The organism is Blautia sp. CAG:237 (assembly GCF_000436615.1).
Taxonomy (GTDB): Bacteria; Bacillota; Clostridia; order Lachnospirales; family Lachnospiraceae; genus Blautia_A; species Blautia_A intestinihominis.
In genome coordinates, this window is sequence record NZ_FR886743.1 from 1 (window position 1) to 24,149 (window position 24,149).

22 protein-coding genes and 1 other annotated feature are annotated in these 24,149 nt (G+C 46.1%); all 22 genes read right to left on the bottom strand.

The genetic code is table 11. The features are described from left to right. Nucleotides 1–88: 88 nt before the first annotated feature. Complete coding sequence (locus QZL69_RS08445; protein ID WP_022214776.1) at nucleotides 89–1,369, bottom strand: adenylosuccinate synthase; 1,281 nt, start codon at nucleotides 1,367–1,369, stop codon at nucleotides 89–91. A gap of 39 nt (nucleotides 1,370–1,408) precedes the next feature. Next, on the bottom strand, nucleotides 1,409–2,842 hold the full coding sequence (gene purB / locus QZL69_RS08450; RefSeq protein ID WP_022214777.1) for an adenylosuccinate lyase: 1,434 nt from the start codon (nucleotides 2,840–2,842) through the stop codon (nucleotides 1,409–1,411). 117 nt (nucleotides 2,843–2,959) lie between these two features. Next, the gene (locus QZL69_RS08455; protein ID WP_173905270.1) at nucleotides 2,960–3,709 is read right to left on the bottom strand and encodes an amino acid ABC transporter ATP-binding protein; all 750 of its coding nucleotides are present in this window, start codon (nucleotides 3,707–3,709) and stop codon (nucleotides 2,960–2,962) included. 32 nt (nucleotides 3,710–3,741) lie between these two features. After that, a complete protein-coding gene (locus tag QZL69_RS08460) occupies nucleotides 3,742–4,389 on the bottom strand; it encodes an amino acid ABC transporter permease (protein WP_022214779.1) in 648 nt (215 codons plus the stop codon). A 100-nt stretch (nucleotides 4,390–4,489) separates the two neighbouring features. After that, on the bottom strand, nucleotides 4,490–5,368 hold the full coding sequence (locus QZL69_RS08465) for an amino acid ABC transporter substrate-binding protein (RefSeq protein ID WP_022214780.1): 879 nt from the start codon (nucleotides 5,366–5,368) through the stop codon (nucleotides 4,490–4,492). 162 nt (nucleotides 5,369–5,530) lie between these two features. Continuing rightward, nucleotides 5,531–7,642 carry a glycoside hydrolase family 13 protein gene (locus QZL69_RS08470; protein WP_022214781.1) on the bottom strand — a complete coding sequence of 704 codons (2,112 nt, stop codon included), beginning with the start codon at nucleotides 7,640–7,642 and terminating at the stop codon, nucleotides 5,531–5,533. 289 nt (nucleotides 7,643–7,931) lie between these two features. Continuing rightward, complete coding sequence (gene ftsH, locus QZL69_RS08475) at nucleotides 7,932–9,719, bottom strand: ATP-dependent zinc metalloprotease FtsH (protein ID WP_118698175.1); 1,788 nt, start codon at nucleotides 9,717–9,719, stop codon at nucleotides 7,932–7,934. A 64-nt stretch (nucleotides 9,720–9,783) separates the two neighbouring features. Further along, nucleotides 9,784–10,317, bottom strand: a complete 534-nt coding sequence (gene hpt / locus QZL69_RS08480; RefSeq protein ID WP_022214783.1) for a hypoxanthine phosphoribosyltransferase — start codon at nucleotides 10,315–10,317, stop codon at nucleotides 9,784–9,786. Beyond that, nucleotides 10,314–11,729: a tRNA lysidine(34) synthetase TilS gene (tilS, locus tag QZL69_RS08485; RefSeq protein WP_022214784.1), complete on the bottom strand. Its 1,416-nt coding sequence runs from the start codon at nucleotides 11,727–11,729 to the stop codon at nucleotides 10,314–10,316. Before tilS ends, hpt begins: the two co-directional genes overlap by 4 nt. Before the next feature lie 13 nt (nucleotides 11,730–11,742). Next, the gene (locus QZL69_RS08490) at nucleotides 11,743–13,236 is read right to left on the bottom strand and encodes a SpoIIE family protein phosphatase (protein WP_022214785.1); all 1,494 of its coding nucleotides are present in this window, start codon (nucleotides 13,234–13,236) and stop codon (nucleotides 11,743–11,745) included. Between the two features lie 109 nt (nucleotides 13,237–13,345). Further along, nucleotides 13,346–13,603 carry an FtsB family cell division protein gene (locus tag QZL69_RS08495; RefSeq protein ID WP_118251743.1) on the bottom strand — a complete coding sequence of 86 codons (258 nt, stop codon included), beginning with the start codon at nucleotides 13,601–13,603 and terminating at the stop codon, nucleotides 13,346–13,348. Nucleotides 13,604–13,613: 10 nt separating this feature from the next. Then, nucleotides 13,614–13,997 (bottom strand): spore cortex biosynthesis protein YabQ, encoded by a 384-nt coding sequence (gene yabQ, locus QZL69_RS08500; protein WP_291519029.1) that lies wholly within the window; start codon nucleotides 13,995–13,997, stop codon nucleotides 13,614–13,616. Between the two features lie 14 nt (nucleotides 13,998–14,011). Next, nucleotides 14,012–14,293, bottom strand: a complete 282-nt coding sequence (gene yabP, locus QZL69_RS08505; RefSeq protein ID WP_022214787.1) for a sporulation protein YabP — start codon at nucleotides 14,291–14,293, stop codon at nucleotides 14,012–14,014. An 85-nt stretch (nucleotides 14,294–14,378) separates the two neighbouring features. Beyond that, a complete protein-coding gene (locus QZL69_RS08510) occupies nucleotides 14,379–14,621 on the bottom strand; it encodes an RNA-binding S4 domain-containing protein (RefSeq protein WP_022214788.1) in 243 nt (80 codons plus the stop codon). 65 nt (nucleotides 14,622–14,686) lie between these two features. Next, nucleotides 14,687–14,962 carry an HU family DNA-binding protein gene (locus QZL69_RS08515; protein ID WP_022214789.1) on the bottom strand — a complete coding sequence of 92 codons (276 nt, stop codon included), beginning with the start codon at nucleotides 14,960–14,962 and terminating at the stop codon, nucleotides 14,687–14,689. A 155-nt stretch (nucleotides 14,963–15,117) separates the two neighbouring features. Beyond that, complete coding sequence (locus tag QZL69_RS08520; protein ID WP_022214790.1) at nucleotides 15,118–15,498, bottom strand: MazG nucleotide pyrophosphohydrolase domain-containing protein; 381 nt, start codon at nucleotides 15,496–15,498, stop codon at nucleotides 15,118–15,120. Nucleotides 15,499–15,513: 15 nt separating this feature from the next. After that, nucleotides 15,514–17,247: a phospho-sugar mutase gene (locus QZL69_RS08525; protein WP_022214791.1), complete on the bottom strand. Its 1,734-nt coding sequence runs from the start codon at nucleotides 17,245–17,247 to the stop codon at nucleotides 15,514–15,516. Between the two features lie 154 nt (nucleotides 17,248–17,401). Continuing rightward, nucleotides 17,402–18,385, bottom strand: coding sequence for a CotS family spore coat protein (locus QZL69_RS08530; RefSeq protein WP_022214792.1), 984 nt, complete (start codon nucleotides 18,383–18,385; stop codon nucleotides 17,402–17,404). A gap of 115 nt (nucleotides 18,386–18,500) precedes the next feature. Continuing rightward, complete coding sequence (locus tag QZL69_RS08535) at nucleotides 18,501–19,817, bottom strand: CCA tRNA nucleotidyltransferase (RefSeq protein WP_118698106.1); 1,317 nt, start codon at nucleotides 19,815–19,817, stop codon at nucleotides 18,501–18,503. Between the two features lies 1 nt (nucleotide 19,818). Further along, nucleotides 19,819–21,252, bottom strand: a complete 1,434-nt coding sequence (proS, locus tag QZL69_RS08540) for a proline--tRNA ligase (RefSeq protein WP_022214794.1) — start codon at nucleotides 21,250–21,252, stop codon at nucleotides 19,819–19,821. A 76-nt stretch (nucleotides 21,253–21,328) separates the two neighbouring features. Further along, nucleotides 21,329–21,547, bottom strand: a binding site (T-box leader). Nucleotides 21,548–21,627: 80 nt separating this feature from the next. Next, nucleotides 21,628–23,535, bottom strand: a complete 1,908-nt coding sequence (locus QZL69_RS08545) for an LTA synthase family protein (RefSeq protein WP_022214795.1) — start codon at nucleotides 23,533–23,535, stop codon at nucleotides 21,628–21,630. 13 nt (nucleotides 23,536–23,548) lie between these two features. Continuing rightward, on the bottom strand, nucleotides 23,549–24,037 hold the full coding sequence (locus QZL69_RS08550) for a deoxycytidylate deaminase (protein ID WP_022214796.1): 489 nt from the start codon (nucleotides 24,035–24,037) through the stop codon (nucleotides 23,549–23,551). Between the last annotated feature and the right edge of the window lie 112 nt (nucleotides 24,038–24,149).

Here is a 24,149-nt window from a genome sequence, read left to right on the forward strand (position 1 = left end):
TTAATAGGTGAAAAGCAATATGCAGTTAAAATACAGTAACTATGTGGCTTTCAGCCACTTTCACGGCAAAGCCGTGAATAATTCAGGTTTATTTATTTCTGTAGATAATATCGTTTCTTCCTGGTCCGTTGGAGATCATGGTGATCGGGAATCCGATCTGTTTCTCTACGAACTCTACGTATTTACGGCAGTTTTCCGGAAGATCTTCGTAGTTCTTGATTCCACGGATGTCTGTCTTCCATCCCGGAAGTACCTCGAGAACAGGTTTTGCTTTCTCAAGAAGTCCTGTTGTCGGGAATTCTGTAGTAACTTTGCCGTCGATCTCGTAGCCTGTGCATACCGGGATCTCATCAAGATATCCAAGTACATCAAGTACAGTAAATGCCACGTCTGTGGTTCCCTGCATACGGCATCCGTATTTGGAAGCAACACAGTCAAACCATCCCATACGTCTCGGACGTCCGGTTGTTGCGCCGTACTCTCCGCCGTCGCCGCCTCTTCTTCTGAGTTCGTCAGCTTCCTCGCCAAAGATCTCAGAAACGAAAGCACCTGCTCCTACTGCGCTGGAGTATGCTTTGCAGACTGTGATAACCTGTTTGATCTCATATGGCGGGATTCCTGCACCGATCGCACCATATGCAGCCAGTGTGGAAGATGATGTAACCATTGGGTAGATTCCGTGATCCGGGTCCTTGAGGGATCCAAGCTGTCCTTCGAGAAGGATCTGTTTGCCGTCTTTGATCGCATTCCACAGGAACAGGGAAACGTCTCCAACATACGGAGCTACCATTTCTTTGTATTTCATCAGTTCTGCATAGATCTCATCCGGATCAAGAAGCGGTTTATGATACAGGTGCTCCAGTAAAACATTCTTTGTTGCAACAACGCGCTCTACTTTTTCTTTCAGGGCATCGTCGTGGAACAGTTCATTTACCTGGAAACCGATCTTTGCATATTTATCTGAATAGAACGGAGCGATACCGGATTTGGTGGATCCGAAAGATTTGCCGCCAAGACGTTCTTCTTCATACTGATCGAACAGGATGTGATATGGCATTACGATCTGTGCTCTGTCGGAGATCATGATCTTCGGTGCCGGAACTCCTCTCTCGATCACTTCGTTATATTCTTTGAAGAACACCGGAATGTTCAGAGCAACACCATTTCCGATCACGCTTGTGGTGTGATTGTAGAATACACCTGACGGAAGTGTGTGCAGTGCAAATTTACCATAGTCATTTACGATTGTATGACCTGCGTTTGCACCTCCCTGAAATCTTACGATGATATCTGCCTCCTGAGCAAGCATATCGGTAATTTTACCTTTACCTTCATCTCCCCAGTTAGCTCCAACTACTGCTTTGACCATAACACTTTATCCTCCTCGTGTTTTTGATTGATCTGTATTTTAGACATTGATTTCTGCTTTGATTCCCAGCATTTCTTTGTGCTCGTCGAGAACCGGCTGTACCACTTTCTCAATGAAAGCTGTGGTCTGCTCTTTGGCTCTTCCTACATATCTGGAAGGCTCCATGGACTTGTTGAGTTCTTCGATCGTAAGGTTGAATGCCGGATCTGCCGCGATCAGGTCAAGAAGGTTATTGTCCTTTCCTTCTACCTTCACAGTGCGTCCTGCTTCCATGGAAAGCTCACGGATGCGCTCATGAAGTTCCTGACGGTCGCCGCCTGCCTTAACTGCATCCATCATGATGTTCTCAGTTGCCATGAATGGAAGCTCTGCCATCATGTGTTTCTCGATTACTTTCGGATATACTACCAGTCCGTCTACTACGTTCAGACAGAGGTCAAGAATACCGTCAATCGCAAGGAATCCTTCCGGAATGCTGAGACGCTTGTTTGCAGAATCATCCAGGGTTCTCTCAAACCACTGTGTTGCGGAAGTGATCGCCGGATTCAGTGCGTCGATCATCACGTATCTGGAAAGAGAAGCAATACGCTCACTTCTCATTGGATTTCTCTTGTATGCCATTGCGGAAGATCCGATCTGAGATTTCTCGAACGGTTCCTCAACTTCCTTGAGGTGCTGGAGAAGGCGGATGTCGTTGGACATCTTGTGTGCACTTGCCGCAATACCTGCAAGAATATTCAGGACTCTTGTATCGACTTTGCGGGAGTAGGTCTGTCCGGAAACCGGATAGCACTGCTTGAATCCCATCTTCTGCGCGATCATCGGATCGATCTTGTCAATTGTTTCCTGATCCCCGTCAAAAAGTTCCAGGAAGCTTGCCTGTGTTCCGGTTGTTCCCTTGGATCCAAGAAGCTTGAGACTTCCGAGAACATATTCCAAATCCTCAAGATCCATCATGAATTCCTGAGTCCACAGAGTAGCACGTTTACCAACAGTTGTCGGCTGTGCCGGCTGGAAATGGGTAAATGCCAGTGTAGGCTGATCCTTGTATTTATCTGCGAATTTGGAAAGCTCTGCGATCACATTGACCAGTTTCTTCTGAACCAGCTTCAGAGCTTCTGCCATTACGATGATATCTGTATTATCTCCTACATAACAGGAGGTTGCACCCAGATGAATGATTCCCTTTGCTTTCGGGCACTGTACTCCATATGCATACACATGGGACATAACGTCGTGACGTACCTGACGTTCTCTCTCCCTGGCCACGTCATAGTTGATATCATCCTTGTGAGCCTTGAGTTCGTCAATCTGCTCCTGGGTGATATTGAGGCCAAGTTCTTTTTCTGTTTCTGCCAGAGCGATCCACAATCTTCTCCATGTACGGAATTTCATATCCTGAGAAAAAATGTACTGCATTTCCTTGCTGGCATAACGCTCTGAAAGGGGGCTTACATATCTGTCTGTACTCATGGTATTTACTCCTATCCTCTCGCCAGATTAACCGCAGGGGTAACTGCGGTTAATCTTAGTATTTTTCCTGTCTTTACGCTGAAATTATATAACATTGCCTGATTAAAAGCAATCCCTTTATTTTTCTCCCTGATGAAATTTGCCAAGGAATTCTTTCATTCTGGCGTTGCTGGAAGAAAATACCTCGGAAGGTGTTCCTTCTACTGCGATCACGCCCTTATCCATAAAGATGACTCTGTCGGAGATATCTTTTGCAAAATTCATCTCATGTGTTACGATCACCATCGTAATATGAAGATCCGCCAGAGAACGGATAACACGAAGGACTTCTCCTGTAAGTTCCGGATCGAGTGCGGATGTCGGCTCATCAAAAAAGAGGATCTTCGGATTCAGTGCAAGTGCCCTTGCGATCGCGACACGCTGGCACTGTCCGCCGGAAAGCTGATACGGATAGGCATCTTCCTTATCAGAAAGTCCCATCTTTGCCAGAAGTTCTCTTGCTTCTTTATAAACTTCGTCTTTGTTTCGTTTCTGTACATGGATCGGTGCATCTGTGATATTTTTCATGACGGTAAAATGCGGAAAAAGATTGAAGTTCTGGAACACCAGACCGAAGTAGGACTGGATATCCTTGATCTCATTCTTGGACGGCATACAGACTTTGCCATTTTCTGTCCAGATCGCCTTTTTGCCCATGTAGCTGATTTCTCCACCGTCGATGCGTGTCAGAAGTGTCGCACAGCGGAGCAGTGTAGACTTGCCGGAGCCGGAAGGTCCGATGATAGAAAGCACCTCTCCTTCCTCTACATGGATGGAAACGTCTTTCAGCACCTGAAGCCCGTCAAACTGTTTTTTGATATGATTCATTTCAAGAAGATTCGTACTCACGCCCATTCCTCCTAACGATAATAGTTCATTTTCTTTTCAAGCCATTCCATTACCCATGCAACAACAAAATTGAATACATAATAGAATACACCTGCGATCACAAACGGAAGGACCGTTGTCTGTGCTGCTGCGATCTGTTTTGCCAGTGCAAACATCTCGATGTAGGATACAGAATATACAAGTGATGTATCCTTGACAAGGGTGATAACTTCATTCGTCACTGACGGAAGTACGATTTTGACAACCTGCGGAAGTACGATCTTAAAAAATGTCTGGCTCTTGTTATAGCCGAGAAGCTGTGCTGCCTCATACTGTCCGACCGGGATAGATTCAATTCCGGAGCGGTAGATCTCAGCAAAATAAGCTGCATAGTTCAGAGAACATCCAAGGATGATCGCTGTAAATTTGTACCCCCCGATATTCATTCCCCAGAGATAAAACGGTCCGAAATACCACAAAAGCAGCTGCAGCATCAGCGGTGTTCCTCTCATAATAGAAATATAGGCTTTCACGATCCAGCTCAGTGGCTTGAAACGGCTTACTCTTCCGAAATATACTACCATCCCCAACGGCAGTGAGAAAAGTAAAGTCAGAAAAAAGATAACCAGCGTAGAACCGAATCCTGTGGTAAGCTGCTGTAACATTACCTGAAAACTCATGTCTTCTCCTCCATTAACTTACAACAGGGATGCTCCCCGGTGAGACCCCAGGGAGCATCCCATATGTCTTATATCTTATTTCGTATTTTTGAATTTCTGATCATTCTGCGTCTTCGGATGTTTCCTCAGCTGCCGCATCATCAGAAGCTTCTTCTGTATCTTCTTTCGCATCAGCATCATCAGAAGCCTTGAGAGTTACCATATCAGCGATCTCATATTTCTCAGCAAGCTCTGCTACAGTTCCGTCGTCTGCCAGTTTCTGAAGGTCTGCGTTTACGATATCGCAAAGCTCGTCATTGCCTTTCTTGAAACCGATCGCATACTGCTCTGTGTTCAGAGTCTCATCAAGGATCTTGAATCCCTCTCCTCTGGAGTTGAGCTGGTATTTGGCAACACCGATATCGATTGCAAGTGCATCCAGTGCTCCTGCCTGCAGTTCTGTGAATGCTGTGTTGTAATCAGCAAATTCATTCAGTGCTCCGAAGGTATCTGCCAGTTCTTTCTGTCCGCCTTCTTCTTCGCTCTGAAGAAGATCAAGTGCTGCAGAAGCTGCCTGAACACCAACAGTCTTGCCTGCAAGGTCTGTGAGTTTCTCGATGCCGGAATTGTCAGCAACAACGATCACCTGGCTGTTATCTACGTATGGTACGGAGAAAGTATAGTCATCTTCTCTTCCGTTCATGGTAAATCCGTTCCAGATACAGTCGATAGATCCGGAATTCAGTTCCATATCCTTGGAATCCCAGTTGATCGGTTTCTTATCCAGAGTCCAGCCCTCCAGATCACATACTGCCTGAGCAAGTTCCAGGTCAAATCCTGTGTACTCTCCATCCTCATCCATATAGCCATATGGCGGATACTCTGCATCAAATCCTACGATCAGGGTCTTGTCCTCTACGCTCGCCTGTACACTTGCTGCAGAAACCATTCCCATAGCCATTACTGTGCTCAGCATCAATGCAACTGCTTTTTTCTTCATACCTCTATCTCCTCTTAAATTATTTTTATAGTTTATCACATAGTCACTCTACCACGTGAAAGTATGGTTATCGTAACATATCAATCCTTTTCTGTCAAGAAAAAAACAAAGTCCGGAGCCGTGATATTTGAAAACAGGTCCGGACTTTGCATTTTTGCGTGATTATGAAATCTTGTCTTTGTGATAAAGAAGAGTGACGCTGCGCGGCGGCAGATAGAGATTTACCATTCCGGCACGTGCCCGAATCTCCTTCGGGCGGTCATTGTAACCATCCTGGCTGGAACGGATCAGTCTCGTCATGGAAACTTCTTCCATACGGGTGATCCCCGCCGGCCATACCTTGATCGTGACTTCTCTTCCCTCATCACGGTTATTCAGGACAACGATCATCTGCTCGATATGCGAGAAACGTCCGTAGCACAGTCCCTGATAGTCGTTCCACAGGAATTTGAGGGATCCTGTACGAAGGATACGGTATTTCTTGTGGATCGCGATCATTTTTTTGTAAAAAGAAAGCAGTTCCTTGTCCTCGTGTCCCCACGGATAGGTACGGCGGTTATCCGGATCGGTAAATCCGCAGACACCAGCCTCATCACCATAATAAACAGTCGGTGCTCCCGGCCAGGTCATCTGGATCGCGATCGCTTCTCTCATGATCGCCGTATTGATATTCTCAGAAGCCGCCTCTGCTCCGGCGTAGGAAACCCTTCCCACGCGGCGGTTCGTTCTTGTCAGGAATCTGGAATGATCGTGATTCGACAGTTCATTCATCGCCACATGAAGGGCAGACATATGAAGAGAACGCATATGTGTCTTCATTGCACCGATAAACGCCTCACTGTTTCCATACAGATCCTCTCTGTACTCATCACTGTGCTTCTCCATACCGGTCAGGAACCAGGTCACAGGCTCCATAAAAGCATCATAGTTCATGACAGAATCCCATTCATCGCCCTGAAGCCAGCCTTCCGGGTTGCCGTAGTGCTCTGCAAGGATCAGCGCATTCGGATTTGCCTCCTTGACTGCCTTACGGAAGTCCTTCCAGAACTGATGATTGAACTCATTGCTGTGTCCAAGGTCCGCTGCAACATCCAGTCTCCATCCATCTACGCAATACGGCTCAGACACCCATTTGCGCGCGATATTCAGGACATAGTCATAAAGTTCTCTGGATCCTTCATAATTGAGCTTCGGAAGCGTATCGTGCGTCCACCAGCCATCATAAGACAGGTTGTACGGCCATCTTCCCTCGTCACGGAAATTGAAGAAATAACGATACGGGCTGTCTGCTGAGATATAAGCCCCCGGCGCATAGCCCTCCTGTCCTTCATAGATCCGCTCACGGTCCATCCATTTATTGAAAGAACCGCAGTGATTGAAAACGCCATCCAGGATAACTTTCATTCCACGTTTATGCAGTTCCTGCACCAGCTCTGCAAAAAGCTGATTACTTGCTTCCAGATTCTTCTTGTCGGTAACTCGCTTGATGTATTTCGCCGCATGTGAGTTCTCACGGTCCCATGGAGCCAGAAGTCCGTCACAGTCCTCTACGATCCTTCCATAATGTGGATCTACATAGTCATAATCTTGTGTATCATACTTGTGGTTACTCGGCGATACAAAGATCGGATTCAGGTATACGACCTCCACGCCAAGATCCTGGAGATAATCCAGTTTATCCATAATGCCCTTAAGGTCTCCGCCATAAAATTCCCGGACACCCATGACAGCCGGTGTCTTGGACCAGTCATGTACCTGCTCACAGTGTTCTCCAATATAAGAATATTCATCTGTCAGAACACTGTTGGTCGGATCTCCGTTGCAGAAACGATCCACAAAGATCTGGTACATCACCGCCCCCTTCGCCCAGTCCGGAGTCTGGAAATCTGGATAGATCTCAAAATCATCGCGTTCCTGTAATTCTGTACAGACTCCCCGCTGATTATAGTAACAGTTTACCCAACCATACAGAATTTCAAAGTGATATCGAAAAACCTCATCCGGCATCACGATCTTGGTTCCGTAATAGTCGAAGCCCTTGACCGTCTTATAGATCTTCATCTTATGTTTCTTCTCACCGGATACAAGGTATACTGCGTCTGCATTGTTTTTCTGGGTCCGGAAACTGATCATTACCGTTTCCCCCGCCTTTGGTTCGGTAGGATTTCTGTAATATCTCGTTCCGTCACTGAAAAAAGCGTCCTTATTCAGCACCGGCCGCATATTCAGAATGTACTGCATTTTTCTGGTAATGTCTTCGTTTTCCCATTCCATAATTAAAGTCCCCTTATTCTTAAGCATATGTCTATTCTAGTTGAAAATTCATAAAAGTACAATATAAAAACCACTGAAATACCGTCTCGATTATAGTTATTTTTACAAAATAAAAAAGACAGCGGGATAGGCTGTCTTTTTTGGAGAAGGTATTTCTTCTTATGGGGTGTAGCAAAAACTATATAATGTATTGGGGGGTTTTTACGATGTATATAGTACCATGCGTCTACCGAAAAGTGTGCACAAAGTTCACAAAAATCACAATTTGTTTTTGTGCATCTTGCATACTTTATTTTGAGAGATCAACTTTTTCTGATGTAAAAAGTGCCTCAAACTCTTCTCTGTGGACTTTTTCCTTCTCTAAAAGAAGAGCTGCACACTTGTGGAGCACGTCCATATGCTGAGTGATGATCTCTCTTGCATCCTGGTGGCACTTGTCGATGATATCATGTACTTCCTGGTCGATCTCCTTGGCAACTTCCTCGCTGTAGCTTCGGGTATGTGCCAGATCTCGTCCGATAAATACCTCATCACCGTCATCACCATAAGTGATCAGACCAAGCTTGTCTGACATACCATACTGCATGACCATTGCTCGGGCAGTTCCTGTCGCACGCTTGATGTCATTGGATGCACCTGTCGTGATATCGCCAAAGATCAGTTCCTCGGCAACACGGCCGCCAAGCAGCGTTGTGATATCCTGAAGCATCTTGCCCTTGGTATTGAACATCTCATCATTCTCCGGAAGAGGCATGGTATATCCTGCTGCCCCAACACCTGTCGGAATGATGGAAATCGTATAAACAGGATCCATATCCGGAAGCACATGGAACAAGATCGCATGTCCAGCCTCATGGTATGCTGTGATCTTCTTCTCTTTGTCAGAGATGACTTTGCTTCGTTTCTCTGCACCGACACCAACTTTGATAAAGGCCTGCTTGATGTCCTGCTGCGTGATATAGGATCTGGTCGCCTTGGCCGCCATGATCGCAGCTTCATTCAGGAGGTTCTCAAGATCTGCGCCTGTAAATCCTGCTGTTGTCTGCGCGATCTGTGCGAGATCAACATCCTCGCCAAGAGGTTTGTCCTTGGCATGAACGCGAAGGATCTCCTCACGTCCCTTGACATCTGGTCTGCCGACTGCAACCTTACGGTCAAAACGTCCCGGACGCAGGATCGCAGGGTCCAAAATGTCGACACGGTTGGTTGCTGCCATAACGATGATCCCCTCGTTCACTCCGAATCCATCCATCTCTACAAGAAGCTGGTTCAGAGTCTGCTCTCTCTCATCATGACCGCCGCCCATACCGGTTCCACGCTGTCTTGCAACTGCATCGATCTCATCGATAAAAATGATACACGGTGCATGCTTCTTGCCCTCTTCGAACAGGTCGCGGACACGGGAAGCACCGACACCGACAAACATCTCCACGAAGTCTGAACCGGAAATGGAGAAGAACGGAACCCCCGCTTCTCCTGCAACAGCCTTGGCAAGAAGTGTCTTACCTGTTCCTGGAGGACCTACAAGGATCACGCCCTTAGGAATTCTGGCTCCCACACTGGTATATTTCTGTGGAGATTTGAGGAAATCCACAACTTCTACCAGATCTTCCTTCTCTTCCTGAAGACCGGCTACGTTCTGAAAAGTTACTTTTTTGTCGTCCGGAAGCATCATCTTTGCACGGCTCTTGCCAAAATTCATCATCTTGGAGTTGCCGCCCCCTCCTGACATCTGTCTGTTCATCATGACAAACAGGATCAGGATAAATGCTCCTGTAAGGATCACAGGTAAAAACGTTGTGAGAAAAGCACTCTCCTGCGGAACATCCTTCACATCCGGATGAATATCGTATTTCTCAAGAATCTCCTGTGCAGTGTTTACGTCTGTTACATTGACCTTTTTCTGTCCTTCGCCCTCGATCTCCGCCACAACAGATCCCGTCGGTACCTCCCTGTTCTGATACAAGGATGCAGAAGTCACCTTGCCGTCCTCGGCTGCCTGCTGCAGTTCTTCCATCGTGTAATTACTCTGGGAAGTTACCTGATTATTCAGATAAAAATATCCTGCAACCAGCATCACGATCAGCACCAGATAAAGACCAATTTTGCCTGGCTGTCTGTTCACTTAACTGAATCTCCTTTCACTCGCCGTCAAATTCCACAACTCCGATGAACGGGAGGTTTCTGTACTTCTGAGCATAGTCAAGCCCATATCCTACAACAAACTCATCTGGAATATTGAAGCAGCAGTAATCTACTTTTACATCTTTCTTAACTCTGCGCTCTGGCTTATCAAGCAGAGTACACAGACGGATGCTGTTTGGATGTCTGTCCTCAAGAATCTTGAGCAAATAGCTTAAAGTTCTTCCTGAGTCAATGATATCCTCTACGATCAGCACATCCTTACCGATCAGCGGCTGGTCCAGATCCTTCACGATCTTGACAACACCGCTTGACTTGGTATCATCTCCGTAACTGGATACGGACATGAAGTCCAGAGTTACCGGTACAGTAATTCTCTTTGCAAGTTCACAGGTAAAGAACACGCCGCCCTTCAGTACGCAGATCAGATGGACTTCCTTGCCTGCATAATCCTTGCTGATCTTGGCTGCAACCTGCTGGATTCTTGCATCCACTTCTTCTTCGCTCAGTAAAACCTTGATTCTCTCACTCATAACCTGGTTCCTCCTTGGTATGTAATTTCTAATACATTTCTTGTGCATGAAGTAATTTTATACCGTTCGCTGATCCTTCCGCCTATGATCCACAAAATCTCCCCGCCATCTGCGATCAGCGGTACCTGATCTCTGGTCTCCTTTGGAAATTTATCATCGATCATGCATCTGGTCAGCTTTTTGCGGCCTCCGTCCCTGCCGACAATGAGATAATCTCCTGTTTTGCGGGTACGGACTGACAAACCGCACTTTATTTTATCACAATCAAACCATTTCGTATACTTTTTTTCTAAAATCTTCTCGCCGGAATAGGAAAAAACTTTGATCGTAAACCGGCCAAACGGTGTTTCCACCTCTTCCGATGTGGCTGGAAGGGGAATTTCCTGTTCCTTTCGCCCTTCTGTTCCCGGTTTCTGCTGTATTTTCTTCCTGAGGATCACTCCATCGTAAGTCCGCACAGCCTCCAGTCCATATGGAAGCGAAATCCGCTTGCTCACCCGGCAGGAATAAAGTTCCAGTACCTGCCGGATATGCGTCTGTGTGAGATCCCGGCTGCGGCCGCTCAGTTTTTCGAGGATCGTCCGGACTCCATAGCTTTTGAGGATCTGTTTTTTCTGAAAAAATCCTTCTCCAAGGCAGTAACTTCCATCCGGTTCTCTGTAATCTGCGGCCAGCTGCGCCGCCTCGTCTGTCAGAAACTCCTCCGCCTCTGAGAGCAGCCTCGAAGTCTCTGCCATGTGCTCAACCGTTTTGGCATTGATCTCTCGCTCCATCACAGGAAGAAGATGCCTGCGGATGCGGTTTCTCGTATATTCATCCTCCAGATTCGTGCTGTCCAGGACACTCGGGATCCCGCACTCTCTAATATAATCGTCAATTTCTCTTCTTTCTAAACACAAAAGAGGACGGATCACCTCTCCATTCACCGGTTTCAGAGAACATAAGCCCCTGAGGCCTGTCCCTCTCGCCAGATGATGGAGCATTGTCTCGGCAAGATCGTTCTTATTATGTGCCAGCGCCGTACGGACAACCGCATATTGTTTCCGGCACTTGTGCGTCTCTGCGTCAAAAGCCTGCCTGCGCACGATCCTTCCCGTTTCTTCTGTTCCCAGTTTCCATTTCATCGAAAGCTCCGGGACATCATAGCGATACACGCTGCATGGGATATTCCATTTGGTGCATACAGTCTCCACCATCCGCTGATCCCTGTCTGCCTCCGCTCCCCGGATCCCATGGTTCACATGCACCACCCGGAGATGAAAATGCCAGATCTCTCTCAGTCTCCTCAGAAGATGCAGCATCGTCATAGAATCGTTTCCACCGGATACGCCCGCAATGACCGCGCAGTTCCTGGCGAGCATTTCATTTTCTTTCACAAAATCCTTTACTTTATCGAATGTCTTTTCCCGCATTTTCTTATGTCCTTTACTTTCTTACTACATTGGCAACCAGCACGGTCATGTCATCTCTCGCCCGATAGTCACTGTAGCCAAGCACTCTCTCCAGAATTCCCCGGCTGATCTCACGCGGAGCACTCTCCTGCACATCCAGAATGATTTCTTTCATTGTTTCTTCTTCACAGTCTGTTGGAAGGGCATCCAGAACTCCGTCCGTCATCATAACAAGACAGTCCCCATGATACAGTTTCCGTGAGGCTGTGTCAAAATCAATTCTCTGTACCAGACCTGCCGCAAGGCTTTCCGATGAGATTGCCTCTACCCAATGATCTCTCCTGATAAAAGTAGCTGCTGCTCCTGCCTTGAGGAATTCACAGATTCCCGTATAAAGGTCCACTGCACAGATATCAACTGTGGAGAACATACCTTCCCGTCCATTCAGAATCAGGGCAGAATTGACCATTCTCGCCGCTGCCTCCTGTGAAAAACCTGATTCCATGAACTGCTCCAGTAATTCTACCACAATCTCACTTTCCCTGCATGCATCCATTCCAGAACCCATTCCGTCCGAAAGACACATCACAAATTTTCCTCCATCCTCCTGTCGGCAGATGTAATTATCTCCTGAAACTTTTTCCTTTTCTCTGGTAAGCTTTGCGACACCATACAGCATCTGATAGCTGACATCCTCCACAAAGTGAACCGTATGGAAATCCCGGTTCACAATACAGCGGCTCCCCTGTGCCGAGGTCATTGTGCATTCGCATATCCCGGACAAAATCTGCGAGATTTCTGATACAGCAACACACTGTCCGCTTCTGGCACGCATGGTCAGAAAAATCTGTCTGCGCCCTTCGACCTTGTCCATGACCCATGCCCGTTTCAGGATCACATGACGCTTTCGAAGACTCCTGGCAAGTTCTTCCTGAAAAACGGGTTCCGCCGCACTGATATCATAGAGATCTTCTGCAACCTGCTGCATAATATGTGAAATCTCATTCAACTGCTGTGCAACTGCAAGCCGACTCTCGATCATCCGGTTCCCCCAGATCATCTCCTGCTTTTCCTTCTGAAAACAGTCCTTCAGGGATTCCAGGTACTGCGCTGATCTGCCGCAGTTCTCTCCACATCGTTTCCGTGCTTCTTCGATCTTCTCCTCATCCGCCTGCTCTATCGCACGTACCATTGCCTCCCCGCACAGATACATCTCCTCTGCGTGGTCTCCCCAGCACAGTTCTCTCCGGTAACAGTTTCTGCAGAAACGTTCTCCCGTCTCCCGGATAACATTCTCAACCTGGGCACTGCTTAAATATTCTTTCTTATATGGCATTCCATAAAAAGTATCTGCAAGTTTCTGAAATGAGGCTGCGTACCGTTCTACTTTTTCTTTCTGGGGATGTTCTCCGCCTAAAGGAAAAGGCTCTTCTTTTCTGGATTTTCTTCCCTTCAAAACAGTTTTTGCCATGTCCCGCAAAATCAGCAGAATGCTGAGCACGAGCATGGCAATTATCCATTCCTGCATGTTTTCCCCTCCCCTGATGTCTTCATTAAGGGAAATTATAAAAGGGATTTTATAAAATATCTGTCAAATACTGTCAGCTATTTCAGAAAAGTTTTCTTCAAAATATGTGTTATTTCTCCTCTTCAAAAACAATCTCATTGCTTTTGACAAGCCCGAGACGGTCTCTGGCGATCTCTGCCACATATTCATCTGTCTGCATATATTCTTTCTCTTCGTCGATCTGTTTGGTTCGATCCTGTTCTTCTTCTATCGAAGTTCTTATCTCTGCTGCTCTTGTATCGTAGGATGAGATTTTGGCTTTCAGTTCATTACTTTGCACTGTAAGAACTCCCAGAAGAAGCACAACAACTACCGATATCAGAGCCATCCCGAGGTAATTATTTAATATTCTTGTGTTTTTTTTCTTTTTTTTGGACTTTTTCAATCTGCTTTCCCCTCTTCCAATTACAAAAGCGGTTTTCCATAATTATTGAAATTTTACCTCTTTTAACAAGAAATAGCAACCTCTTTAACAAAGAATTCATCAAAAAAGCCCCCCAAAAGACGGCAGGCAGCAAAAAGAGCCTCAAAACGCCTTCATTATACTGGTAAAGCTCTGCAAAAACCACACTCCCTGACAGAATCCAGTACAAAAGGTCAAAAAACGCCACAGATCTCCGCCCCGGAAACATCCAGCGAAAAATTCCCAGGACCCTGTAAAACAAAAACAGCCCTGCACCGGTTCCTGCCGCTATCAGAAACAGGAACGTCTCTCTTTCCATATAACTGCTCATTTTCAGCGAAACATCCGTTTCAGAAGTTTCTCGTCCTTCTTCGGGGTGTTTCTGGAAAGATAGATCAGGCTGTTTATTTTGCCCTCGATATCTGCCTCACCTTTTTCCAGGTTCAGTCGTTTAACATGAAGTCCTTCGCCTTTGATCTGGAGCTTCCCTTCCTCGGTCAGAAGAAGGATTTCCTGTTCATGAAAGGACTGGACATCCTGGACTCCCGAAATCATGCTTTTTTTCCTGTTTTCGAGGACCAGTCTGTGAGGCTGCCGTGCGGTGCTCTGTTCCATGTCTCTGCCTCCTGTCGTTCCATTTGATCCATTACATTTCAGTTTATGTAAAGATCAGGGCAGATAGACCGGGCATTATCTGCGATCAGATATATTTATAAAGATTCTCCGCGTCTTCCTTGCGGACAGTATCCTTTACTTCCAGAACTTCTACTTTGACATTCTTGCCGCCGCCAAACTGGATCTCAATGGTATCGCCTGCCTTGACCTGTGCGGATGCTTTGGCAGGACGGTCATTGACAAGGACCCTTCCTGCGTCACATGCTTCGTTCGCCACGGTTCTTCTCTTGATCAGACGTGAGATCTTCAGATATTTGTCAAGTCTCATAAGTTTCTCCTTTAAATTCCGTTAAAAAATGGGGGAACTCATCGTTCCCCCAGCTTACGCTATAATTATTCGTTTACCAGATCTTTCAGAGCTTTTCCTGCTTTGAATTTCGGTGCTTTGGAAGCTGCGATCGTCATTGTCTCGCCAGTCTGAGGATTTCTTCCTTCTCTTGCTGCTCTTTCGCTTACTTCAAATGTACCAAAACCTACTAACTGGATTTTTCCACCTTTTTTTAATTCGGATGCCACAACGTCGGTGAAAGATTTTAAAACTGCCTCTACGTCTTTCTTGGAAAGGTTTGTTTCTTTCGCCATTGCTGCTACTAATTCTGTTTTATTCATGGTGTTTCCTCCTCTAAATAATCTCTTTCTTAATTTATTGCGTAATGCTTCCTGGCATATGCACGCTATTTACTATATATATACCTTTTGTGTCAAATTGTCAAGGCTTTTCCTGCCATTGGAGGCGGTCTCCTGTCGTTTTTTAAAAGAAAAAATCACTCTGATTTCTTCTGTCTTTCACGGGCTTTCAATTCATCCCAAGACAAAGACACTGCCTCTGCATCATCCGGTGAAAAAATCTTCGGATGACGGAATTTCATCTTGGATTCCACGCCCGAGATCACATCCTTGATCGTAAAAAGCCCTTCTTCCTCCGCGATCACACTGTGAAGTGCAACCTGGAACAGAACGTCTCCCAGTTCCTCGCAGAGATTCTGGCTGTCGCCCTCTGCATTCAGGTGATCGATCCCCTCGAGGACTTCCCCTGCTTCCTCCATAAGATATGGCTTTAGGCTTTCATGTGTCTGCACACTGTCCCACGGACATTTCTTCCGGAGTTCCCGGACAACTTCCATAAATCTGTCAAATTCCTGCATACGCCAGTTACCTGATTATTTCATGGAGTCAACCATATCCAGAACTGCCTTGCCCATGATGTCAGATTTCTCATCTGCATCTGCAAGGGAAGTTCCCTTAACGCCGTAGTAGAATTTAACCTTCGGCTCTGTTCCGGACGGACGAACGCATACCCATGCATCATCTGTCAGTTCATAGTACAGAACGTTGGAGTTCGGAAGTCCTGTAGGTTTCACTGCGCCTGTTGCCACATCTGTGATCGTGTCTGCCTTGTAGTCTCTTACAGCAACGACCTTGTGTCCTGCAAACTCTGCCGGCGGATTCTGACGCAGGGAGTTCATGATCTCCTGGATCTTCTGAAGCCCTTCGATTCCCTTCATGGTTACAGACTGGATCGCATCCTTGTAGTAACCAAACTGTTCGTACATCTCGATCATTGCATCCCAGAGAGTCTTGCCCTGAGTCTTGTAGTATGCAGCAGCTTCGCAGAGTGCCATTGTAGCTACGATCGCATCTTTGTCTCTTGCATATGTACCGATCAGGCAGCCGTAGCTCTCTTCAAATCCGAAGAGATAGCTTCCCTTGCCGCTCTGCTCGAATCCGAGGATCTGCTGTCCGATGAATTTGAATCCTGTCAGAACTTCGATCAGTTTTACGCCGTATCCTTTGGCGATCGCATCTGCCAGGTTTGTGGTAACGATGGTTTTGATCAGAGCGCCATCCTCCGGAAGACTTCCGTTGATCGCTTTCTTCTGGCTGATCTCATAGTTTGCAAGCAGGCAGCCTGACATGTTTCCTGTCAGATCATGATATTCGCCGTTCTTGTCCTTGACACGTACACCAAGACGGTCTGCATCCGGGTCTGTTGCCAGAACGAGGTCTGCATCTACTTCTTTGGCAAGTTTCAGTCCAAGTTCGAATGCCTCTGCTGCTTCCGGGTTCGGATAGCTTACTGTCGGGAAATCTCCATCCGGCAGTTCCTGTTCTTTGACAACGTAAACGTTCTCAAATCCAAGTTCTTTGAGGATTCTTCTTGCCGGGATGTTTCCTGTACCGTGAAGAGGTGTGTAAACAACCTTGAGGTTCTTGCCCTCAGCCTTGATCGCATCCATGTGAAGAACCTGTTTCTTAAGTTCTGCCATGTAAGCATCGTCTACTTCTTTGCCGATCACCTGAAACAGACCTGCTTTTTCTGCTTCTGCCTTGTCTATAGTCTTAACAGTATTCCAGTCAGAAATGGATTTAACTTCTCCCATGATTCCGCTGTCGTGAGGCGGTGTGATCTGTGCGCCATCTTCCCAGTATACCTTATATCCGTTGTATTCCGGCGGGTTATGGCTGGCTGTTACGTTGATACCTGCAACACATCCGAGGTGACGTACTGCAAAAGAAAGTTCCGGTGTCGGTCTCAGTGATTCAAAGATATATGCCTTGATTCCGTTTGCTGCAAGACAGAGAGCTGCTTCCTCGGCAAATTCCGGTGACATATGACGGGAATCATATGCGATCGCAACACCCTGTGATTTCTTGTCAACCTTTGCGATGTAGTTTGCAAGACCCTGAGTTGCTCTTCTTACTACATAGATGTTCATGCGGTTGGTTCCGGCTCCGATGATTCCACGGAGACCTGCGGTACCGAACTCCAGATCCATATAAAAACGTTCTTTGATCTCATTATCATCTTCTGCAATATTTTTTAATTCTTCCTTTGTCGCTTCATCAAAGTATGGGTTGGACAGCCACTGCTCATATACCTCTTTGTAATCCATACTGATATACCTCCCTGTTGATAGTATTTTCCAGTCTTTTTGTAAGACCATTGGTGCTTTATATTATACACCTCTTTGCGTAAAAAAGGAAGAGAAAACCGTACAGTTACAGTCAAATTTACCAATTTTTAACCTTGTTCCTGATAAAAAGCAATCAAAAAGGATAATTTTCGAGACATTTTGCTCCGAAGTTTTGCCAGGCTTCTTTCTGCCCTGTCAGCTTCTTTAACTTCTGCGTGTTTTTTTCTGAGATCCAGGCTTTGTTGTGGGAATAGTAATAGTTTGCCAGTTTCCAGTATTTTTCCGGATAAAGAAAGCGGATATGGATATTCTGCCATTCATCCTCCGAGATACTTTTTTCTTTGTGATAGGCACTGAGCATTTTCATTCCAAGCCGCACATCCCAGTTATATTTCTCAAGGATCTTTCGCATAAAACGGTACAGATCAGCCATCTGCACATCAAAGCCCCAGTGCTCAAAGCTGGTGACTGCAGTCTCTTTTCTGATCATAAGGACATTATGCTGGTTATACTCCCCGTGGCAGATCCAGCCGTTTTCTGTCACATCCTGTCGAAGTTTCGAATAGGCAGAATCTCGCAGAAGCCCCAGTGCCATGTCACCTTTTTCCAGATAATCCTCCACCGTCGCCAGATACAGTTTTTCGAACTGACAGGATGCCCCTTTTTTGCGGATAAATTTACGGATCTTTCGCAGTTCCTGATTATGTCTCTGATAGATATCTTCCAGTGAAGGTTCCATATAATCCTGAACCAGTGGAAGTTTCATATATTTATGCATCTGTGCCAGAGTCCGCACGCTCCGCAGGATATCCTCCTCCGACCTGGTATCGCACTCCCTTCCCTCATACCAGAACTGCAGTGTGTATGGGATATTATCACGGTCCCGGCTGACCAGATTTCCTTCTTTATTCGGAAGATAACGGTCAACCCGGCAGCCGGCAGCCGAAAGTCCCTCGAGAAGTTCCTGCTGCTTCTTAAGCTTCTTCTCCGTCCCCTTGAATTCTTTCAGGATAAAAAGCCCCTCCTCGCAGCGGCAGAGAAGCGCCCCCCGCGTGCGGGCTGTGGAGAGCACGGTCAGGCTGTACTGTTCCAGCGTACTGAGTCCATAATCATACAAATTAAAATCCCCCTCTTGTTTTTGTACCTTCTATCTTATGTACCCCTTCACGCAGAAATGCAAAAAAGACTGCCGCAGTACTGCTTCATGTGCAGCCGCAACAGCCTTAAGGATGTCAGATGAGTGACATTAATTTTTCTTTTGTATTATCCTCCGGAACATCCAGAACGTGCTCCAGAAGCCGGTTCAGGATCTCGCCAAGTTCCGGTCCCGGCTTGTATCCTGCCTGGATCAGATCTCTTCCGGTCACTGCCAGTGTCTTGAGGGAAACGCACTGATTCTGCTTCAACATTTCCTCATAGCAAGCTTTTACGCTCTCCTGCCGGGCAATCTTTTCATCACGGCGGTATTCGCTCTGCGCCAGCATATCTGCTTTCTGGACTTTAAGATATAATGGAAAAAGTTCCTCCCCGATCCTGTTCACAGCCCTTCTCACAGATTTCATCTGTCCCTCCGGTCTGTCGTCATGATAACGGATCAGATGGGAAACCTGCATGATCGTATCATTATCAAATTTCAGTCGGCGAAGGATCTGCTTCGACATCTCCTCACTTTTTACCGCATGCATTTTGAAATGATCCCGTCCGTTTTCGTCCGTGGTCTTCATAACCGGTTTCGCAATATCATGAAGCAGCATCGTCAGGCGCAGCACCTTGTCCGCCTCCACATAAAGAAGGCTGTGCAGGATATGCTCTCCAACGGTAAAGCAATGGTACGGGGTGTTCTGTTCCGTTTCCATGCAGCGGTCAAACTCCGGCAGAAATTCTTTCGTGATTCCTGTTTCATATGCCACACGGAGATAATCCGGATGCGGCGAGACAAGAAGCTTCACAAGTTCTGCCTGAATCCTCTCGGCACTGACATTCCGGAGATTCTGAGTCAGTCTGCTGATCCCCGCCTTCGTCTCTTCCTCGATCTCAAAACCAAGCTGTGCCGAAAAACGCACTGCCCTCATGATACGCAGTGCATCCTCATGAAAGCGCTCCAGCGGATCACCTACACAGCGGATGACCTTGTTCTGCATATCATCCATCCCGTGAAAAAGATCGACAATTCCCTCCTTCGGATGGTATGCCATGGCATTGATCGTGAAATCTCTGCGTTTCAGATCCTCTTCCAGACTGGAAGTAAACGTCACCTGCTTCGGATGACGGCCATCTTCATATTCACCGTCCACACGGTAAGTTGTCACCTCATAACCTTCCTTATCCATCATTACCGTGACAGTACCGTGCTGGAGCCCGGTATCTATCGTGCGTGGAAATAATTCCTTGACCTGATATGGAGAGGCAGAAGTGGTGATATCCCAGTCGTTGGGGCAGCGTCCCAGAATAGAATCCCGGACACAGCCTCCGACTACATAAGCCTCATGACCATTTTCATTTAAAACCCGCAGAATTTCTTCTGCATCGGATGGAATCGTTAATTTCATATTAGTATGCTCTTCCCCAGTAAACCATCTTCTTCGCCGGTTTTCCACAGCATACGCAGACATCGCTCAGATGCTCCTGTTCAAACGGCATACATCTGGATGTTGCCTGAACATCTTCTTTGATCTTGTCCTCGCACTCGCGGTTTCCACACCACATAGCTTTGACAAAGCCCGGTTTGTTGTTGATGGTGTCTTTGAATTCTTCGTAGTTTGTTGCAACATAAGTGTGAGCATCGCGGTGTGCACGTGCGCGCTCCAGCATTTCCTTCTGCATAAGATCAAGAACTTCCTGAACTTTGGACGCAAGTTCTTCAAAGGAAACGACATATTTCTCTCTTGTATCACGACGGCAGATAACAGCCTGTCCGTTCTCGATATCCTTCGGTCCACATTCGATACGAACCGGAATTCCTCTCATTTCCTGCTCTGCGAATTTGAATCCCGGGCTTCTGTCGGTGTCGTCTACTTTGACACGGATGCCAGCTGCCTTGAGTGCTGCAGACAGTTCATCTGCTTTCTCAAGAACGCCTTCTTTGCGCTGCTGGATCGGAATGATGACTGCCTGAGTCGGAGCGATTCTCGGAGGCAGGACAAGTCCGCTGTTGTCACCGTGAACCATGATGATCGCACCGATCATACGTGTTGTCATACCCCAGGATGTCTGGTGTACGTATTTCAGTGTATTGTCCTTGTCTGTGTACTGAATGCCGAATGCTCTGGCGAATCCGTCACCGAAGTTGTGGCTTGTACCGGACTGAAGTGCTTTACCGTCATGCATCAGGGACTCAATTGTGTAGGTAGCTACTGCACCTGCGAATTTTTCTTTGTCTGTCTTCTGACCTTTGATGACCGGGATAGCCAGAACTTCTTCGCAGAAATCAGCGTACAGGTTCAGCATCTGGATCGTTCTCTCCTCTGCTTCCTCTGCTGTTGCGTGTGCAGTATGACCTTCCTGCCATAAGAACTCTCTGGAGCGAAGGAACGGACGTGTTGTCTTCTCCCAGCGGACTACAGAGCACCACTGGTTGTATACCTTCGGCAGATCTCTGTGAGACTGGATATCTTTCTGATAGAAATCACAGAACAGAGTCTCAGAAGTCGGACGTACACAGAGACGCTCCTGAAGTTCGTTCAGTCCACCGTGTGTTACCCATGCTACTTCCGGTGCAAAACCCTCTACGTGGTCTTTCTCTTTCTGAAGAAGAGATTCCGGAATGAACATCGGCATGTATACGTTCTGTACACCTGTCTCTTTGAATCTACGGTCAAGTTCGTGCTGGATGTTTTCCCAGATCGCATAACCTGCCGGTTTGATCGCCATGCATCCTTTTACGCTTGTGTAACCGCACAGCTCTGCTTTTTTTACAACGTCAGTATACCACTGTGCGAAATCTTCTTCCATGGAAGTGATAGCTTCTACTAATTTCTTTGCCATGATTTTCTCCTTTTCTGTAAATGATTTTATATCAGATCAGAGGCTTCTGTATATAAAAAAAGTCCTCTGATCCCGGTAAAGGGACCGAAGGACTTCGGCGGTACCACCCTAATTAGCAACTCCTGTATGCCAGAAAAAAATTGCTCTCTCAAGCTCCCTTAACGCTGGATCTACGCTGCACTTCACTTGTACAGAGCTCCGAGGCCGGTTCCACGATTCGCGCACAGAATCCTCACACCATATGGATTCCTCTCTGAGATTGCTCCTCATGTACTATTCTCTTCATCGCCGTTATCTTATTTATGCCAGAAAACTTCTGCATATTTGATATTTATTCTATTCGAAATATCTGGTGATGTCAAGAGTGATTTTACCTCACTCAACTGTAAAAGCACTCTCTCTGATCTGTTTTTTCTCAAACTGGTTATTATACTGCAGAATCTGATATTCGTTCAGAAGGGTCTGGTATTTCTCCGGAAGATCGTCCATAGTATACCAGTTTCCGTCTTTATCACACACTGCACCCACTCCGATGATCGGAAGTTCCTCTTTCAGATTGGCAAGGAACTGTTCATATTCCGTAAGCTGAACACCCGCTTTTTCGAGCATGCTGGATCCGAGGTAATTGCAGCTGATATCCTCTTCTTTTGTCTCAGACGGGTAATTTGTCCATATGATATATGGTGTAGTGTAAGTTATCTGAGATTCTATAGTTTCCAGACTGCTTTTCTTTTTGCCAAGGAGCTGTTCAAAAAAGCCATCCTCAAGCTGCGGCCAGTGATCTCCGAATATGACGATCATTGTTGGTTCGTCAACTTTTTCAAAATATGTGAGAAGATCCTTAAACGCGAGATCCGACTGTCTTGCAAGTGACAGATAGGTTTCTGCATACGGATATTCTTCATCATAATTTAATTTGACATCCGGTTCATAGTCTTCTCCATTTGTAGTTTCATCATAACCGCCATGGTTCTGCATCGTCACACAGAATGTAAAAAGCTTCTGATCCTCTTCTTTATCCTCATACATCTTAATTATTTTGTCATAGACAGTCGCATCACTGTAATAATGTTTACGGACTCTGTCACAAAATTCATCGCCCCAGTTCTCTATACTCAGGAATTCATCAAATCCCATTCTCACATACACCTTAGAGCGATTCCAGTTGGATGCATTGTTCGGATGCATTGCTACAGGTTCATAGTCCTGTGACCCCAGGATATCTGCCAGGCCATACTCCGGATCCCTGACATAAAGTTCATATGGCTGGCAGGCTGCTGGGAAAAACTGAATACTGTTTCCTGTCAGAGCCTCATATTCGGATCTCGCTGTTCCACCTCCAAATGTCGGTACATGCAGCTTACCATACGTCACATTCTTATTCAGGCTGTGAATAAATGGCAGAATTTCTGTATCCGTCTGAAGGTCACCTGTACTTTCAAAATCCGCAAGACTTTCATTCATGATCATGATAATATTCTGCGGAACAGTCTGGTTTCCTGCAGCTGTTTTCTTCTCTTCGGAAGTTTCTTTCTCATTTTCTGCCAGGATTTCATCTACTTTCTGCTGTGAATAACCATCTGGCTTTTCAACACTGATGTACCGCGCCTCAAGTAAAAGTGTGTATAAATACCCTTTCTGAGTATAGTCTTTGTTAACATTCCAGAGATTAACTCCCTGTGCATTCTTGAGAAGTGGAAGTGCCTGCACTGCTACAATAAAAAGTATTACCAGACTTCCCATACGGCAGATCAGATTTTTCCTGCTCTTTTTTCCAAGTTCCAGTTTCTGGAATACAAACTGGAAGATAAGGAATGCCGCCTCAAAAAACAGTATTATTTTGAGATGCCGCGGTACCGTGAAACTGTAATTTCCCATTACATCCGCTGCTGTTCCCATTCCCAGAACGTCCAGCAGCATAAATGCCTGCCCACGGAACATAACGACATAATAATTTACCAGTGTAATTACAGTCAGCAGTACTCCATATACCAGTACTGCCCATCGAATCTTCCGAAAGATGAGGATCAGTACAAAAAGCACTGCTATATAGATCCACATATTTTTTATGACATAATCTACCGGAATTTCTGTCAGTGATTTTACAACATTTCTGAACATTATATGTCCCAGTTGTTTCTGACCGCTCAGCCAGGTGATCATCTGCACAGCACAAAACATAACTACCGGTGATGCCACCAGCAGTAAAACACTTATAATATATCCGGGCAGGGAAGTTCTGCTTCCGGACTTAGCCTGTATGCTCTCTTTTTCTTCTTTCAAAATTTTCTCCTGTTCAGACAGTCAGATTGATCTCTCTGCCTGTCCGTTTGTATTTATAGTAACGTACTCCTGCCGCATCCAGCATTCGCTTGGACGCGATCACAGATGGTGTATTCTCGTATTTGTCACAGTCATAAACGATCGTCTTGATACCGGACTGAATGATTGCCTTGGCACATTCATTACACGGGAACAGGGAAACGTAAAGTTTCGCCCCTTCCAGGCTTCCGCCTCTGTAATTCAGAATCGCATTCAATTCGCTGTGCGTAACATACAGATACTTCGTATCCAGTGGTTCACCTTCCCTTGCCCACGGAAACTCATCATCAGAACAGCCCTTCGGAAATCCATTATAACCCATTGAAAGAATCTTGTTATCCTCACTTACGATGCAGGCCCCCACCTGAGAATTTGGATCCTTCGACCGCATGCCTGAAAGCATTGCCACACCCATAAAATATTCATCCCAGGAAATATAGCCTTTTCTTTTTTGATTATACATCTTCTGTAAAAACCTCCCCCGCAAATTTTGTTATTGCTGACAATAGCCAAATTTTACCGGCTTCCTGATATTCCAGAAAGCCGGCAGTAATTTTTTGTATATTTTATGATTG